The organism is Paenibacillus sp. J5C2022, assembly GCF_025567625.1.
In the GTDB taxonomy this organism is placed as follows: Bacteria; Bacillota; Bacilli; order Paenibacillales; family Paenibacillaceae; genus Pristimantibacillus.
In genome coordinates this window covers 65,082-82,162 of record NZ_JAOQJC010000020.1, presented here as the reverse complement: position 1 = coordinate 82,162, position 17,081 = coordinate 65,082, and the positions used below count along the sequence as shown (strand labels likewise).

Annotated in this window: 13 protein-coding genes; 3 read left to right on the top strand and 10 right to left on the bottom strand. The window is 56.6% G+C overall.

Annotation, left to right across the window (positions count from 1 at the left end):
• Positions 1-523 precede the first annotated feature (523 nt).
• Genes M6D81_RS17120 through M6D81_RS17105 form a run of 4 tightly spaced genes read right to left on the bottom strand, consistent with a single transcriptional unit; the run spans position 524 to position 6,539 of the window.
• On the bottom strand, positions 524-1,279 hold the full coding sequence (locus tag M6D81_RS17120; RefSeq protein ID WP_262678131.1) for a class D sortase: 756 nt from the start codon (positions 1,277-1,279) through the stop codon (positions 524-526).
• 13 nt (positions 1,280-1,292) lie between these two features.
• Positions 1,293-1,715: a GtrA family protein gene (locus M6D81_RS17115; protein ID WP_262678130.1), complete on the bottom strand. Its 423-nt coding sequence runs from the start codon at positions 1,713-1,715 to the stop codon at positions 1,293-1,295.
• A complete protein-coding gene (locus tag M6D81_RS17110) occupies positions 1,705-2,712 on the bottom strand; it encodes a glycosyltransferase family 2 protein (RefSeq protein ID WP_262678129.1) in 1,008 nt (335 codons plus the stop codon). Before M6D81_RS17110 ends, M6D81_RS17115 begins: the two co-directional genes overlap by 11 nt.
• 26 nt (positions 2,713-2,738) lie before the next feature.
• Entirely contained in the window at positions 2,739-6,539 is a 3,801-nt protein-coding gene (locus M6D81_RS17105) for a phospholipid carrier-dependent glycosyltransferase (RefSeq protein WP_262678128.1), read from the bottom strand.
• 241 nt (positions 6,540-6,780) lie between these two features.
• Here M6D81_RS17105 and M6D81_RS17100 point away from each other — a divergent pair, with 241 nt between their 5' ends.
• On the top strand, positions 6,781-7,908 hold the full coding sequence (locus tag M6D81_RS17100; RefSeq protein ID WP_262678127.1) for a hypothetical protein: 1,128 nt from the start codon (positions 6,781-6,783) through the stop codon (positions 7,906-7,908).
• Between the two features lie 655 nt (positions 7,909-8,563).
• Here the strand turns inward: M6D81_RS17100 and M6D81_RS17095 are convergent.
• Genes M6D81_RS17095 through M6D81_RS17080 form a run of 4 tightly spaced genes read right to left on the bottom strand, consistent with a single transcriptional unit; the run spans position 8,564 to position 12,406 of the window.
• Positions 8,564-9,505 carry a glycosyltransferase family protein gene (locus tag M6D81_RS17095; RefSeq protein WP_262678126.1) on the bottom strand — a complete coding sequence of 314 codons (942 nt, stop codon included), beginning with the start codon at positions 9,503-9,505 and terminating at the stop codon, positions 8,564-8,566.
• The gene (locus M6D81_RS17090; RefSeq protein WP_317259140.1) at positions 9,502-10,230 is read right to left on the bottom strand and encodes an N-acetyltransferase; all 729 of its coding nucleotides are present in this window, start codon (positions 10,228-10,230) and stop codon (positions 9,502-9,504) included. The genes M6D81_RS17095 and M6D81_RS17090 overlap by 4 nt, the downstream gene beginning before the upstream one ends.
• On the bottom strand, positions 10,227-11,339 hold the full coding sequence (locus M6D81_RS17085) for a DegT/DnrJ/EryC1/StrS family aminotransferase (protein WP_262678125.1): 1,113 nt from the start codon (positions 11,337-11,339) through the stop codon (positions 10,227-10,229). The genes M6D81_RS17090 and M6D81_RS17085 overlap by 4 nt, the downstream gene beginning before the upstream one ends.
• Positions 11,340-11,344: 5 nt before the next feature.
• Positions 11,345-12,406, bottom strand: coding sequence for a Gfo/Idh/MocA family protein (locus M6D81_RS17080; protein WP_262678124.1), 1,062 nt, complete (start codon positions 12,404-12,406; stop codon positions 11,345-11,347).
• 220 nt (positions 12,407-12,626) lie between these two features.
• Between M6D81_RS17080 and wecB the strand changes: the two genes are divergently transcribed.
• Positions 12,627-13,742, top strand: coding sequence for a non-hydrolyzing UDP-N-acetylglucosamine 2-epimerase (wecB, locus tag M6D81_RS17075; protein ID WP_262678123.1), 1,116 nt, complete (start codon positions 12,627-12,629; stop codon positions 13,740-13,742).
• On the opposite strand, the gene M6D81_RS17070 is transcribed toward wecB, so the two are convergent.
• Positions 13,734-14,948: a glycosyltransferase gene (locus tag M6D81_RS17070; RefSeq protein ID WP_262678122.1), complete on the bottom strand. Its 1,215-nt coding sequence runs from the start codon at positions 14,946-14,948 to the stop codon at positions 13,734-13,736. The two genes, wecB and M6D81_RS17070, sit on opposite strands and share 9 nt — an antisense overlap.
• Positions 14,949-15,064: 116 nt before the next feature.
• Between M6D81_RS17070 and M6D81_RS17065 the strand changes: the two genes are divergently transcribed.
• Positions 15,065-16,165 (top strand): glycosyltransferase, encoded by a 1,101-nt coding sequence (locus M6D81_RS17065; RefSeq protein WP_262678121.1) that lies wholly within the window; start codon positions 15,065-15,067, stop codon positions 16,163-16,165.
• 22 nt (positions 16,166-16,187) lie between these two features.
• On the opposite strand, the gene M6D81_RS17060 is transcribed toward M6D81_RS17065, so the two are convergent.
• The gene (locus M6D81_RS17060; RefSeq protein ID WP_262678120.1) at positions 16,188-17,066 is read right to left on the bottom strand and encodes a dTDP-4-dehydrorhamnose reductase family protein; all 879 of its coding nucleotides are present in this window, start codon (positions 17,064-17,066) and stop codon (positions 16,188-16,190) included.
• Positions 17,067-17,081 lie beyond the last annotated feature (15 nt).

The window sequence follows — 17,081 nt, the reverse complement described above, 5'->3', positions numbered from 1 at the left end:
AAATTATCATATGAAGGGGATGCGCGGATGGTGCTGTCGCACGAGAAAATGGGCACTCCGCATATAGTCTAATCACAATATCTCCCATGTATTAGACGGCAAAGCGACAGTAAGTCGCGACGAGTGGCTAACGAACGCAGTGGCCGCTATTTCGCGAATTGGGGCAGCGTTTGATTTCTTACGGACGCCAATGAGCTTATTTCAAAGAAATGAGCGCAAAACATGCCGATTCCCTCGAAATAAGCTCCATGGCATCCGTTAAAGTAGCAGATGTGCGAAAACAAGGGGAAATAGCGTCCAAGGCGACCGTTAGAGTGACTACTTCTGTTATATTGTCCCACTTGCCCACCAAGCCGCATTGCACCGCAGCCGCTCCTGCATGACAACTAACTTACAGGGATCGTCGACCATTTAGCGACGACATCTAGCCTCGCTAATCTAGCCACTCGCTCTAGTCACGCCATCTAGCCTCACTACTTTAGGCCGCGCCATCTAGCCTGCTCGCCACTTCAGCCTCGCCCTTCTAGCCGCTCATTTCCGCGTGAACGATGAGGCGATGTGTCGGGTCAACGACGGGGTCGCAAGTAATCAGCGTCAGCTTCTTGTCCCGATTGTTGTAATTCAACACCGATACATCGGACGGTTCCACTATTGATGTACCCGTAACGGTGTACGTGTACGTACCCTGCTTTGTCTCGATCGTCACTTTGTCCCCCTTCTTCACCTCGTTCAACCGGTTGAACAGCTTGCCCTTGGCCCGCATGCGGTGCGCGGCAACGGCTGCGTTGCCCACCTCTCCGAAGCCGGCCGTTTCCTTCAAGTGCGCCGCGGCGGCTCTCAGATTTTTCTCCGTCGCCCCCTCCAGCACGGGCAAATTCAGCTTAATGCTTGGAATTTTTATTCGGGCAATGACGTTCTGCTGGCTTTTCTTGCTCGTATTGGCAGTTGTCGTAGGGGACGGCGCATTGCTCTGAGCATCTCCCGAAGTGGCTGTCGGCTCGATCGATTCCACAGCGGAAGCTTCCGGCTCCAAGGACGCTGAAGCCTCCGATTCATCAATCGCGTCTCCATCAAACACATCCTCGCCATTTCCCATATCCGCGAACAAATCCGTCAAGCCGTCGTATTGCGATTGCGCGGTGCCGCCCGCTTCCAACTCCTCCTCCCATTCGGCCATCAATTGATCGCCTTGCCGGTCATAATACCACTGGCTTGCCTTCGGATAGAGGATAATAAGTACACCCGCTGCAATGAATAGATAAGCCGCGAACTTTCGCATCGGCTTCACCCCTTTATGCCGCTTTCACGGCTTCTTTTTCACTCCGAAAAACCCAACGCTTGCTGCCATAGAAATTTATCGCCACGATTATGCCTGTTACGCCTGCTTTGCTCCACAGCTGAGGCCACCCGGCGACGTCCGTCGCGATGGCGATCAAACCTACCGACGCACCCAGCATCAGTACATTCCATACGACGAATCTTAGCTTCCTGAACAGACTCTCTCTTCGAGGAACGTCTGTTTCCGAACGGAATGTGAACGCACTGTTCATCACATAACTGCACACCATTCCCGCCAGGTATGCAATGGCCTGAGCAGCCGCATAATGGACGGACAACCACACCAGAATGACAAATACGACAAAATCGACAGCTGTATTCAGCAGCCCTATCGCACAAAACGAAATGAACTGCTTGATCCCCCCGCTACGGGGCATGATGCTTCAGCCGCTCCGCTTCAATCGGCGATGACTCCTCGGCTTCCGAAGCATTCGCAGAATATCCGTGGCGATCGCGGACGATATAAAGCGGTCTGCCTTTCGACTCGTCATAAATACGGCCTATGTACTCCCCCATCACGCCGAGCAAGATCAGGATAATCCCGTTGAACAACAGGCTGAGCGCCATGAGCGAAGCCCACCCCGCCTCCGTCGTCTCGGTGAACAAACGCTGGAAGACGACGATCAGCAGATAGATGAAGCTGCCAAGCGACAGCATGAATCCAAGGTACGCTGCGATTCGCAGCGGTTTGTACGAAAATGACGTAATGCCGTCCATGGCGAAGCGCAGCATTTTGCGCAGCGGATATTTCGTCTCGCCCGCGAACCGTTCTTCCCGCACATACTCCACACTTGTCTGACGGAAGCCGATCCAGCTGATCAGGCCACGTACGAAGCGGTTCTTCTCCTTCAGACCGCGCAGCACATCGCACACCTTCCGGTCGATCAGCCGGAAGTCGCCGGTATCGATCGGAATGTCCACCGTCGTCATACTCCTGAGCAACCGGTAGAACGCCATCGCCGTCAGCTTCTTGAATACGGTCTCGCCTTTCCGCTTCAACCGCTGTCCATATACGACCTCATAACCTTCCTTCCACTTGGCGATCATATCCAGGATGACTTCCGGCGGGTCCTGCAGATCCGCATCGATGATGACGATGGCCTCGCCCTGGGCATGATCCATGCCGGCCGTAATGGCAATCTGGTGGCCGAAGTTGCGGGAGAAATCGATCAGGCGCACATGCAGATCGAATTCGCATATCATTCTGACCAGCTCCACTGTCCGATCCTTGCTTCCATCGTTCACGAAGAGCAGCTCGTAGCTCTCCCCCGTCCGGCCCATCACTTCCTTCAGCCTCTCGTAGGTATGCTCGATGACCGCTTCCTCATTGTACATAGGCACTATAATACTATAAGTCGTCGTTGGTAAGCTCATCTTATCCCTCCTTGCCTGCTACAGAATTAGAATACCCAGCTTGGGAACCAGCGCAATACGTCGTTCACATACGATGCCGGAACCGTCATGCCGGACAACGCCGGGTAGAACATCAGGAACAGCACGGCAGCGGCGACCACGTACGCTACTCTTACATAACCGACCGGCCGCCATTTTTCTTCCGCTACTTTAAAAATATAGACCACGCTCAAGATGAAGAACGGAACCATCGCAAAATAATGATACAGAAACGTCTCTCGCGGCACGAGCATCCATGGCACGTATTGGGCCAGAAAGGCGATCCACACCATATACATTGCCTTGTCCTTGCGCTTCAGACTAAGCGGAATCGTCGCCAGAATAGCCGCAATGCCGGTCCACCAGATGAGCGGGTTGCCCATCGCCACAATCGTCGACTTCATGCCTTCGGCCAGTCCCGCACCGGAATAATACCAGACCGGGCGCTTCATGAACGGCCACTCCCACCAATAAGAGGAATAGGGATGGGAAGATACAAGCCCGCTATGATACTTGAACATGTTCACCTGATAATCCACAAGCGCCTTCAGTGTATAGCCATCCTTCATCACCGACAGAATCGGAATGTAGGACAAGGCGTAGATGCCAAGCGGGATAACGATATAGAAGACAAGACATACCGCAAGCGTCACCGCCGTATACAGCGGGAACACCTTCACGATGCGCTGCAGTGCGGCAGACTCGCCCCCGCCGCCTTCCCGCCGCTTCAGCGTCCGCTTCGCCGCGGCATATTCCTTGTACCGGTCCGCCAGCGAGAGAGCCAGCATGACCGCCAAGCCGGCTCCGCCGTAGAGCACGATCCACTTCGAGGCGACGCCCAGCCCGAAGAACAGGCCGGCCAATCCCAGCGGCAGCAGCGTTGCAATGAACCGGTCGCGGTAGAAGTTAAGCGACTTGTACTTGCTCATGAAATAGAACATCAGCATAATGAAGAACACGCCGTAAACGTCTATAGTTGCAATTCGTGTCTGAGTGAAATGCATAAAATCGAACGCAAGCAGCGCCGTGGCGGTGGCCGCCCATATCGTTCTCCGGAACAGATGCAGCGCCGTCACATAGATGACGGGAAGCATCAGGACGCCAATCAACGTGCCGGCTATCCGCCAGCCGAACGGACTGAACCCGAACAGCTTGATGCCCAGCGCAATGATGAGCTTGCCCAGCGGCGGATGCGTGCTTTCGTAGGCTACGATGCCCTCCAGATTCTCATAAGCGGTGCGGGCATGGTAGATTTCATCGAAATAACTGCCGTACTTGAAAGAGTTCTGACGAACCATCAGCTCCTGCTCATCGAACAGGGCTTCCACCGACCCGCGCTTGGCGGAGCCCGCTTCCTCACTATGGATTCCGGCAATGGACAGAGGCTGTTCAGCGCCTTTCTCATAGATGCCGATCTCATGAATCGAGAAGCCTGAGGTTACCGCGGTCAGCCTCACAAAACGCGCCTCTAGATCGACGGCTTGCTTGTTCCAGGCGAACACGGCGACGTGCGTGCTGTCCACTTCCAAGGGATCGCTCCACTGCCCGGGCGTGTTCGCGAATTCATAGCGGAACTTCCCGGTGCCCACTCCCCCGAAGCTGACGATCCGCTCCAGTTGCTTCGGCTCGCCCAGATCCACGTAGAAGCTGCTGCCGGATTGCGCCGGCTGCCACACAGTCGCAGGAGCTTTCGCAGAGCCAAGACCGTACAGCGCCACGATGAGATAGATTAGCGTAATGCCTCCCATCCCTATCCAATCGCTTCGGTTCAGCTTCGCTCCCGTCGTCCTTCCGCTTCTTGACACGGTCGTCAACCCGGCAAGCAGCTCGCTATCTGCTTCCGTCCGCACTGCGGGCGTCATTGGCTCTATACGGCTAGTATTCCCACGTCCATATCTATCATAACCGACATAGAGCATGTATAAGAGGAGAGCGATGTTGGCGATCGCGCATACGAGCACGACCCCGTCCGCGGACACGTCCGTCGTGAAAGAGCTGTGGGCAAGCACATAGCTCATATTGATGAAATTAGTCATGGAGAAGCCATAGAACAGATGCAGCATCCGCCGATCCCGGGCTTGCAGGAATGCGAATAGGCTGAGCAGTATGACCGGGAACATATACCGTTCATGCATTTTGGTCACCAGAATGAACACGACCGCAATAAGCACCATCGCCAGGAAGAAGGTACGGTCTTCCGCAAGCTTCCGCCGGTTGACGAAGGCGTAATAGACGGCAAGAGCTACGGCAGCCGCAATAAATACGGCGCCCCACTGCGAATACGTCAGCAGCAGCCACTTCTCCTCGATCGGCGTCCAGTTGGCGCCAAGCAGCGAATACAGATTAAAGGCGTTGACAGTCGCATAGGGATACGATGACAACGTGCCCTTATACAGACCGATCAGCCCTGCCAGTCCGCCGTTGCTCCAGAAGAAGGGCAACGCCAGCAGAATGAACGTTCCGAAGCCGTAGTAAGCGCTGATGAGCACCGTCCGCCACTGCTTGTTGAACCATAGCGCCAATAAGATCACCGGCATGAAAATGAACGCCTGCGGCTTGATAAGCGCAGCAACGGCATACCAGATCGAACCGCTGCGGAAGCGTTGCTCGGAGAAGTCCGACAATGCCGCCACAAGAGCCAGAGCGAATACGGCATCCACTTGTCCCCATGCCGCCGAATCCAGTACAATGGCCGGATTGAAGCAATAGACGAGGGCCAGGAACAGCCCCGTGCGTTCGTCTCCCCGTCTGCAAGCCGCCCGGTAAAGCAGCAGCGCTGCGGCAAGGTCTGCCGCGATGGCGGGCAATTTATACAGCAGAATAACGGCCGCTGAGCCGTCCGCAAGACCCAACATCTCTTTCACAAGGCCGAGCATATAAAGCACATAAATATAACCCGGCGGGTAATCGACGAAAATATCGGGATGATAGAAGCCGGAGATCCCGTGCTGTACAGCCATATCCGACCAATACATGAACAGCGCCATATCGTTGGCATAGCCGTCGCCTTGCACGGCAATAATCACCCGCATAATGAACGCAGCCGCGAGGCTTCCGTACAGCAGCATCGGAATAAGGGCGCGACGGGACGCAAGCCCGTTCTCTTGCCGCAGCAGCTTGCCGTGCAACGCGGCATACAGCAAGGCGAACAGCGCACCGTACACCATCGCCGACAGAATCGACACCTTGCCGTTATTCTGCTCACCTCTATCGCCGCTGTCCAGCGAATGCAGCTTGAATGCCGTCGCGCCTTCCGGCACTCGCTTCACCTCTTCGACGTTCAGCGCGTCGAACGCCGCCAAGCCTGCGTTCAATTGACTGTAGCCGCCCAGACTTGCGCCGACCTTCATCTCTTCAAGACCGGCTCCCGTCTTGACGTAATATTCCATATATACCCACTGTCCGCCGGTATCATGCACTTGCGGATAAGCCAAGGCGTAGCCGTCCACGTACAGATGTGCTCCGTATGTGCCGTTAGGCAGTCCTTCAGTTCGTATGTAGCCGGAGATGCGATACGTCGTCCTTTCTTTCACGGACAACGATTGAATCCAGCGGGCATGGTTTTCTCCCTTGCTATGAATTTCGACATAGGCCTCCCCGGACATCGCGCCTTCCCGCTTCACGGAGAATGCCGTTACGCCTTCCTCCTTAATCCAGGCATCCGTCGTCCACCCCTTGGGACTACCCTCTTCCAATTGTTCGAAGTCGCCGTTGACAAGCAGGTTGGCCGAAGCATGCAGCCACGCTCCCGGCAATACGAGCAGCAGCATAAGCAGAACGGGTATGACCCCGATAACTTTCTTTATCATGGTCCGATCAATCTCCTTCATTTTCCCAGTACACTACCACTTTATCGGATGCCCTGATGACGGTCAACATAATTATAGAGCCTGATTGGATGACAGGCCCTCTCCATCGCTTTGCTTCCGGAATATGATAATGGAGTCAGCTATAACAGAACTGAACAATTGGCGATGCAGACTTGCCGAGAGGCTTGAGGAGTACAAGCGTCGCAGGTGTACAATTCTCGCAAGAAGGAGGAACACCGTCATGACTAATTCCATCCATGCCGACAGTCTTTACGATCAGCTCATCTTGCGATTCCCTCCGGATAAGCCGGGTTGGGGAGCGGAGCTTATATTCGCAGGCGGTTCCCATCAGCCTATGACTTACGGACTCATTCTTTCTTCGGAAGCAGTATACTATAGCGGCCAAGGAGATAGCGCCGCTCCATCCGCAGGCTTGCAGAGCGCCCGCCAATGCGCGGACTGGCTCATTCGCCATGCCGATCTGGACGGAGACGGGCTGGCAGGCTGGGGCTTGCCCCATCCCTTCGACGCATTCGCCGACGGAAGCGTCAATCCCGCCAATCACCCCTATACGATCACGACTGCTATCGTGCTGGAAGGGTTCCTGGACGCGCTCTCATGGCCCGGTCTGCTCACGGCCGAACAAGCCTCCGCCGCGCAGCTGCTCCTTGTGGACGCTTGCTGCAGGTGGTGCCGGGATGTGTGGACGGATCGGGCGGACGGAGGATATTACTGGTACAGCCCGTTCCCGGGAGACGCTGTCTTCACCCCCAACGTATCCTCCATGATGCTCGGCATCGTAAGCCGCCTGCTGAGCATGGAACAAGCTTGGCTCAAGCCCGATCAACGCACGTTGCTGGTGCAGCGTGCCGACTCGGCAGCGCAAGCGCTCGTCGCTCACATGAAGCGGGTCGACGGGCATATCAGCTGGCCTTATGCGATACAACGGCAGCACCCTTCGGCCAATAAGCCCAACGACTTGATCCATCATGTCTATACACTGTGGGGGCTGGAGACTTACCGCGCCAATCGCGCAGCCGTCGCCATCCCTTGGACGACCGGCGAAGCGGTCCGTTCACTGGACAATTATATAGATGCTTGCCGCTTCTATGAGTTCGACCGCTCGGTCCGTCAAGCCATGCCGAAGCTGCGAGACAGGGGAGCCCGGCTATGGGGCGCAGGCACAGCGATCGCATTCGCCGCCAGGAACGGGTCCGGGGCAGAAGCCGCGGAGCTTCTTGCCGCCGCTATGAGGCAGTATGGTCCTGTCGGCCAGCTCAGAACGTTGCCGGACAAGAGCAGCGTCACCTTCTATCCCCGCCATGCCGCCCACTTGCTCTGGGGACTGGCGCATATGGCTTCCCGCTAACTATCGCGGCCAGCAAGCAGGCGCCTCCTCACACCAATAGAGGCAGCCCCTCGTCATCTGCAATGACTGACGGGCTGCCCCTGCCTTCTCAACACTCTACTCTCTGCTCTTCTCCAGATTCTTCAGAACTTCAGAGCTTCAGAACTTCAGAACTTCAGAGCTTCGATTCTCCGCCACTCCAGAACTCCGATTCCCCGCCACTCCAGAACGCGGGAGCGCCGGCATTCCTTCCAGAGCGCCTCCCCATACCGCCCCAGCCTTTTCGTACGCCGCACAACCAGATGGATTTTATGTCATTATTTCCTGTTGAAATGAACGTTACGCTTCAGTTAAATGGATTTCCTGCAGCTATTTCAGTAAAAATTGCATCAATTGAATAATTTCAATGATAGCAATGACAATAAATCCATTTAGATGCCATCACCCATCGTTAAAGGCAGATACAATGTCATGAAATACAGTTAGTTAGCCAAAACAAACAGACTTTCCAGCACCTTCGACACTTCACTCCTGCCGCTACCGCATTCCATTCCTTCCAGCACGCCTGCCGCTACGGCATTCCATTCCTACCAGCACGACTGCCGCCCCCCGCATTCCATTCCTTCCAGCACTCCTACCGCGCCGGCACGGCGTTGAGCCGGCCTCGCGCCGCCCCCTAGCTCTTCCCCAGCAGGAACGACTCTATCTCCGCCACGAATTGCTTCGCGCGAACCGCATTGCTGTGATGCTGATGGATGAACCCATATCCTGCATCGGTCAACCGCTGCCTCTCCTCGACGTTATTCGCGTAATGAAGCGCCCTCTCCCGAATATTGTTCCGGTTGCAGGAGGCGTAATGCAAGCCGTCTCTGAAGCCCAGCTCCTCCAGATCGTCGTTAGGCTCCGCCAGCATCAGAGTACGGCAGCCCGGCAGTTCGAAAAACTTGGCGACCGGAATCTGGCGGAAGCTTCCGCAAGTGAAGGACATCTGCGATCTGTTCAGTGCGCTCGCATATTTCTCATTGATCAACATACCGGGATATAGACGAACCGTATGGCCGGGATGCTGGAATTGGCGGAAGCCCTCCACCTCATCCATCTCCTCGATGACCGCTTCCCGGAACGGATAACGCTCATTGACAATGCCAACCAGCGAATAGCGAATATCCTTCTCCAATCCGTAATCGCGGATGACGGCGGGATTGACGCTGAAGGGCAGCCAGCGGAATCGGCTCTTGCACGTCGGGAAAACGTCAAGAAACGGATGCTTGCTGGCCGAGAAGATCAGGTCCGGCTTTCCTTTCCGATCGAAGTACTCGTGTCTCAGCGGCGGATGGAAGTGAATGTCCAGCACGTAGCAGCCTGTAGGTATATTGACGGCGGAGAGCCCGGTTATATCCGGGGCGAACGCGTAATGCCATTCGATGTCGTAATGAAAAATAAAATCAGGCCGCTCTGGAATATGAGTCAATATGTCCCGAATGTCACCGTTATCATGCCAGTACATCACGTTGGCTTCCTGCTCAATGGCGGTCAGCATATCGAATTTATGCTGGTGCTTCGGCATCGACTCGGCAAATTTCTTCACGAGGAACAACAAATTCAAGCGACGGCTCATGCGTCTTCCCCCTCCCGCTTCGGAGCCTCCAGCCATTGCTCCCTCGGCACCTCTCTCAAGTATCGCGCAGGTACGCCCGCTACGATCCGCTTCGCTTCCACATCTCGCGTAACTACGCTGCCGGCCGCCGCCGCTCCTTCCTCATGAATGACGACGCCCGGCAGGATGACGGCTCCCGCTCCCGCCCGGCCGCCCCGCTTCACCGTGACGCCCTTGAACGATCGGAATCTGTGCTTGCCCCGCGCCATCGCGTTATCGTTCGTCGTGACGACATACGGTGCGATGAACACATCGTCCTCTAGAGCGGAATAGGCGCACAGATAGCTTCCGGTCTCCAGCTTGCAGCGGACGCCTACCGTGCATGCATTCTCAATGGCTACGCCGCGACCTACAATCGTCTCTTCGCCGATAGCAACCTTCTCGCGCACTGTCGCCAGATCGGCTACGAATACATCTCGCGCAAGCTCCGCTCCGCGATAGATGATGGAGCCTGTTCCGATCGTGCAGCCGTCTCCAATAATCGTCGGCGGCAGCGACGGATCGATGGCGGTCGTCGCCGAACGCTTTGCCTTCATGGGCAGCTTGCCGATCACGGCGTGATCGTGAATCCGCACATGATCCCCGATAACGGAACCGTCGTGAATGACCACGTGATGTCCAATCGCGACATTGCTCCCGATTCGTACCCCTTCCCCTATGACGACATACTTGCCTCTTCCCGTCAAGATACGCTTCCTCCCGTCACTTCGTGCAGCTTATCCATAATATATATCTGCTGTTCTTCCGGGAGCTGCGGCGAGATGGGCAGCGACAAGGAATGCTCGCAAGTACGCTCTGTCACCGGGAAATCGCCTTTGCGATAGCCAAGCCCCCGCAGCGCCTCCTGCAGATGAAGCGGACAAGGGTAGTAATGCCCCGTCGAAATGCCGAACTTCCTCATTTCCGCTGCCACGTTGGCACGGTCGGGACATTGCGTCGCATACAAGTGGTACACATGCCGGGAATCAGGTGAAGCATAGGGCGGAACAATGCCGGTCCCTGCAAGATGTCTGTCATAATAAGCCGCAATTCCTCTTCGTCGCTCATTCCACTCCTGCAGCTTGGCAAGCTTGACGCGCAGCACAGCGGCATGCAGCGGGTCCAGTCTGCTGTTGCAGCCCGTCGTCTCATGAAAGTACTTCTTCCTGCTCCCATGGTGAGCCAGCAGATGAACGCGGTCCGCAAGCTTCGCGTCGCCTGTGACCACGATGCCGCCGTCACCATAGCCGCCCAGATTCTTCGTCGGGAAGAAAGAGATGCAGCTGATGTCCGCCGTCCCGCCTACAGGTCGTCCCTTGTAAGCGGCGCCGAGCGCCTGGCAGGCATCTTCGATCAGCAGCAACCCGTGCCGATCGGCCAGCGCGCGGAATGCGTCCATATCTGCGGGCTGGCCGAATAAATGAACAGGCATGATCGCCTTAGTTCTAGGAGTAATGCAAGCGGCCGCAGCCTCCGGCGACAGATTGTACGTCCTCTCGTCGATGTCGGCGAATACGGGGATTGCTCCCCGCCTTACGATGGACTCCGCCGTTGCGAAGAAGGTGAACGGCGTCGTCACGACCTCGTCGCCGGCTCCGATTCCCGCGGCTTCCAGTGCGAGCAGCAGCGCATCCGTCCCGTTGCCGACGGATACGGCGTGATTTGCACCTGTCACTGCCGTAATCTCCTGCTCGAATGCTTCGACCTCAGGCCCGCCTATATAGACACCGCTATGGAGCACACGGCTGATCGCCTCGTCGATCTCCGTCCTCAGCTCCATATACTGCGCGCGCAAGTCAATTAACGGAATTTTCATAGCTGTCACTCCATCCATGCCATATCGCTCATATTGAAATTGCCCAGCGGAAGCTCAATCACCTTGCCCGTTGCCATTGACTGGTAGATCGCAAGCACGATCTCGACAGCGGCTATCGATGAATCGGCAGCCGCAAGTGGATGGCTCCCTGTGCGAATAGCCTTCACTAGATCACTATAAAGCGGAGTATGTGAGATACGGTCATCAAGCTCCGGTAAAGCTGTATCCGAACACGCTTCATGAAATGCCCACCTCTTCAATTCATTCAGTCGGTCGCCTTCCAGCAGCACCGCTCCTTTATTCCCGAACAAGCCGATGGAGGTTCCCAAGGAATGAGGATAAGTGCCGTTGGACGCTTCCACGATACCAACAGCACCGCTGTGGAATCGCAGCACCGCGGCACCCATGTTCTCCACGGCGATATCTTGCCCGTACACGCCTCCTTGCGCGTAGACCGAGGCAACCGGACCCATCAGCCATTGCAGCAGATCGACATAATGAATGCACTGGTTCATGAACAAGCCGCCTCCCCGCTGCCACTCCTCCCGCCATGACGCTTCGGCGTAGTATGCTTCGGAACGGTGCCACCTCATCGATACGACGCCGTGAGCCAGCGTGCCGAATTTGTTGCCGGTCACGGCTCGCTTTATCGCCACGATCTGCGGCAAATATCTGGCCTGGAACGAGACAGCGAGCGTCAGATGCCGCGCTTCGGCTTCCCGTACGATCTCCCTGGCTTCGTCCAGCGTCAATGCGAGCGGCTTCTCAACCAGCACATGCTTGCCCGCTCGCAGCGCCTGACGGACGAGCGGGGCATGGGAATCGCTGCTGGTCGCAATCGTGACGAGATCGATCCCGTCAGACGCAAGCATCTCCTCAACAGAGGAATACTGCCGCACTGCGGGATAATGCGGGTGTCTTATACGCCGGCCGAATTGCTCCAGCCGCTCGGCGGAGATATCGCATATAGCGGTCAATTCGGCTTCCTCCCGCAGCTTCGTCAATGCCATGACATGCTTCTCGGCGATCCGCCCGCAGCCAACCAATCCTATGCGCAGCAACGCCAACGCGGTCACACTCCTTCCTGCAGGTCGCTGTCCTCTATCTTCCTCGCATATCAGTATATGAATATAACAGCGGAGCGATATGGACGATGGACTGAAGTCAAGCCAATTTAGGTGAATGGGGGAAAGAATTAGAATCCGGAGGGATGCTCCCGGCATACATTTAAGCGAGGGCAACATGCGAATTGAAGCGAGAAGCAAGCATCGAGGAGCGTATATCGCGATGCGAGGAGTGAGTAGAGGAGTGGAGCGAATGAAAGTGGCGTCCGTTGTTGGCGCAAGGCCCCAATTCGTGAAGGCCGCATGCTTGAGCAAGGCGCTGCGCGCAGCCGGGGAAGAGATACTGATTCATACCGGTCAGCATTACGACCATGCGATGTCCGATGTTTTTTTCCAGCAGCTCGGCATCCCTGAGCCGGAATACCAGCTGTCGGCCGGCTCCGACACGCATGCCCGGCAGACGGCGCGCATGCTGGCGGACATTGAAGCGGTGCTGTTGAAGGAGAAGCCGGATATGGTGCTCGTGTATGGCGATACCAATTCGACCGTAGCCGCGAGTCTGGCCGCAGCCAAGCTGGGCATCCCCATCGCACATGTCGAAGCGGGGCTTCGCAGCTTCAACCGGCAGATGCCGGAGGAAATTAACCGTGTCGTCACCGATCACTTGTCATCCTTGCTGTTCTGCCCGACGGACGAAGCCGTAGCCCATCTTGTTCGGGAGGGCATTCGTGATCATGTCTACCAGGTGGGAGATATTATGTACGACGGCGTGCTCGCCTTCCGCTCCGCCGCGCTGGCTGAGTCCGCTATGCCGGGGAAGCTTGGCTTGCAGCCCGGTCAGTACGTGCTGGCTACGATTCATCGAGCGGAGAATACCGATTCCCCCGGAAGGCTTGCCGCCATCCTGGGCGCGGTCGCCCGCCTTGGCCGCACCGTCGTAATGCCGCTGCATCCCCGAACTGCCGGTTATGTGAAGAAGTGGGGACTGGAGCGTCTGTTGAACGCGCCGAATATTAAGCAATGCTCTCCCCTTCCCTATCTGGATATGCTCTGTCTGCTGCATCATGCGGAAGCGGTGTTGACGGACTCTGGCGGTCTGCAGAAGGAAGCCTATATGCTGCAAGTGCCGTGCGTCACGCTGAGAAGCGAGACGGAATGGGGAGGAACCGTCGCCGCAGGCTGGAACAGGCTTGCGCCTCCGGACAGCGAGGATGCCATAGTTGCCGCCTATCAAGCTATTGAGGCGCCCCATGAATCCCCGCCCATCTTCGGAGACGGCCATACAGCTGAAGCGATCGTCCGGCATATCGTTCATTTCCTGGGGCGTACTTCACAATGAATGATAAATATCCCGCAACCGCTGTTCCATCCGATTCCAGCTGTACGTGCTGTGCATCGCTTCCTTGGCGTTGCGTCCCAGCCTGTGAAGCAGCTCGCGATCGCGGTAGAGCAAGGCGAACTGCTCCGCGTAGTCGTCGGCGGAAGGATTCCGCTTCGGAATGACGATGCCGCACTGATAGCGGTTAATGAGATCGCCCATCGCCTGCGCGGCGTTGACCACGATGGGGACACCGCTGTTCATCAGGCTGAACAGCTTGTTCGGCAGCGCGTGAATCCGGTTGGAAACGCCCAGATCGAAGTAGATATAGCCGGCGTCGACCCCGCTCCACAACTTGCCCAACTGCTGGAATGGCGCCCATCCGTAGTCGATGCGGGGATGATCGCACAGCACCTTCTCCATATTCACTTTCCCCTGGCCGTAGGGAAGTACTACTTTGCCAAGCACCTTGAACCGGACGTTAATGCCTTCCTGAGCAAGCCTGTCGGCGATAGCCATGATGCGAACGGGATCGCCTTTCTCCTTCGTAAGCATCCCCTCATATCCGATCGTGAATGCCTTCTCGTCCGATGCTGCGGCAGGAGCCGTCTCCGCTACTTCATTCTCGTACAAAGGGGAATTGTAGATGATAGACACGGTTACATGGGGATAGCGCTGCCTGTACAGCTCGCCGATGCTGTCCGACACGGTAATCATGTGATCGGTCTCCAGCATAAGCCGCCTGAGCAATGGCGAATCGCCTTCCAGCTCGTGCGCATCGAAGATGACCTTCGCCCGCTTCCCTTGCCGCTGCAACAGCCGCTTGGCCATCACCGCCTCATACAGCGTCCATGGTTCATGTGCATGGTACACATCGCCTTCCTCCAGCAGCGCCCCCGACAGCAGCCCGTCCCATGAGAGCGGACTGTCAGGCGTCTCCCCCTGGAGCTCCGTCAGCATTCGGCTTTCCCAAGCGGCTGCTTCCTTATCCGTAACGGAGCGCTTGGCGGCAAAGGTCGCGAACGTCACACCGTCGAGCTGGAATCGTATGCCACGGTACAGTGCTCCGCCTACCGGCCTGCGGTTGATGTCAAGCAGATTGCCATTGTACCGGGGAGCCATCAAGCAGACATCGTAGCCCATTGCCGCCAGACTGCGCGCCTGCTTTTGGTACACCCGCACATCCTGAAAGGAGTGTTTTCTGATCAATTTTACGATTTTCATCATTCTTGCCTCCTCTTCCTATTGTATGAGGATGCGTGTCTGACCGATTGGACCCCTTCTTAACTGTCTCGAATAGAATGAGTGCAGCGGAACAATTCATGGAATGGAGCGTGGCGAATATGTCTGACTCACATTCGGCTTCCCCGGCGCAGTCCTGCCGACACTTCGACGTCATCATCGTCTCCGACTTCAGCCTGCCGGGCGGCACTACCGCCTCCAATGTCGAGGAGGTGTATGCGCAGCTTGGAGCGGGCCTGACTACCGGACTTGTCCCCCTCTACTTCAATCCGCGCGCAAAGTATCGGATGAATCCTGCCATTCAGTCCCTGATCGACGGAAGACGCGTCGCGCTTCTTCGTCATGACGAGCAAGCTGCATGCGAAGTAATGATTATCCGGCATCCCCGCATTCTTCAAGCCAAGCAGGAGGTGCCGCGCATAACGGCGGACCGCATTCATCTGATCGTCAATCAGACACCGAAGCGAAGTTATGGCAAGGGCGGAGAGACGGTCTACGAGATCGGAACCTGCGATCGGCGAGTGCAGGAATACTTCTGCCAGAAGCCGCTCTGGCATCCCATCGGGCCGCAAATTCGGGACACGCTGCAGAAGAACCATGCGAATGCGTTGACGAACATCCGGCTGTCGCCAAGCGATTGGGTCAATATTATTGATGTCTCCCAATGGCGGCGCCCCGGAAGACCCGCTCCGCATGACAAGATTCGCATCGGCAGGCATGCCCGGGACCGCTTCGAGAAGTGGCCGTCGAGCAAGCGGGAATTGTTGGCCGTCTATCCTGATGCGCCGGATTACGAGATCCGGATATTGGGCGGCGCCGATATCCCGAAGCGCATTATGGGCGGTCTGCCTGCCAATTGGAAGGTGGCTCCCTACGGCGCGCAGGCGCCCCGCGCATTCCTTCAGGAGCTCGACGTCTTCGTCTATTACATTCATCCCAATTGCATTGAAGGGTTCGGCCGGGTCATCTTCGAGGCAATGGCTAGCGGAGTGCCCGTCATCGTGCCGGACGACTACCAGTCCCTGTTCGGCGAGGCTGCGACCTATGCGAAGCCCGATGAAGTGCGGGAAGCCATTCGCATTCTGATGGAAGATGGCGATCATTATGAAAAACAAGTTGAGCGAGCACTGGCACACGTGGAGCGAAAGTTCGGCTACAGCGCTCATCTGGAACGCCTTTCCATCGCGAAGGAGGAAGCGTGAGAACATGCTTCCTCCCGACCCGTCAGACGAAATCGGCGGCTAGCCGATAATGGCGGTATAAGCGAGGATGCTGCTGCATCCAATCCAGCTGCATCCTCAGCATTTTATCGTAAGAAGGCACTTCGTAGGAGCAATCCGATCGCGTGCCGAGCAGACTCTTGTCATGATGAAGCTTGTCGCACGAGCGGATGGTTACTTCTCCCTTGACGCGGAATATCCGGTTCATCATGCGCAGCAGCTCATCCTTCGACACTTTGCTTCCGGAGGCCAGATGGATGACACCGTCAAGCGCAGCAGAACTCTCCACGCACCAGATGGCGAACCGGGCTAACTCAAGCGTCGTTACACCATTCCAATACACTCTGGAGTAGCCCTGCACCTCTCCCGTCTGCGACATGAACCAGTGGAACAAGCCAATACCCCGGTCATGCAGCTCCGGTCCGATAATGGAAGTGCGAATCGTCAGATGACCCGGCCGGTTCACTTCTCCCAGACTCTTCGTCTTGGCATAGACGGAGGAACCGTCTTGCACTCTGCTCTCCTCATATGGGCCGCCTATTCCGGAGAAGACGCAATCGGTGCTAATATGCAGCAGCCGGTAATTCAGCTCATCTCCCCAATCGGCCAGTCGGTGCGGCAGCAGACTGTTCACGAGAATCGCCTCCTGAAGCCTGTTGCTCGCTGCATCGTTCAATAACCCGGCCGCATTGATGACAACGTCGGGCTTCAGCCGTTCCAGCACCGTCCGCCCCCCTTCAAAGTCGCGCAGGTCAAGCGGAATCGCTTCCTCCTCCTTTCCGCTGCGCTGCGTGTAATAGACCTCATGACCTCGCGATGCCAGAAAAAGGCGGAGCACATGGCCGGCCATGCCTCCCCCGCCCAACACGACAATTTTCTTCACGATCCCGTTCCTCCT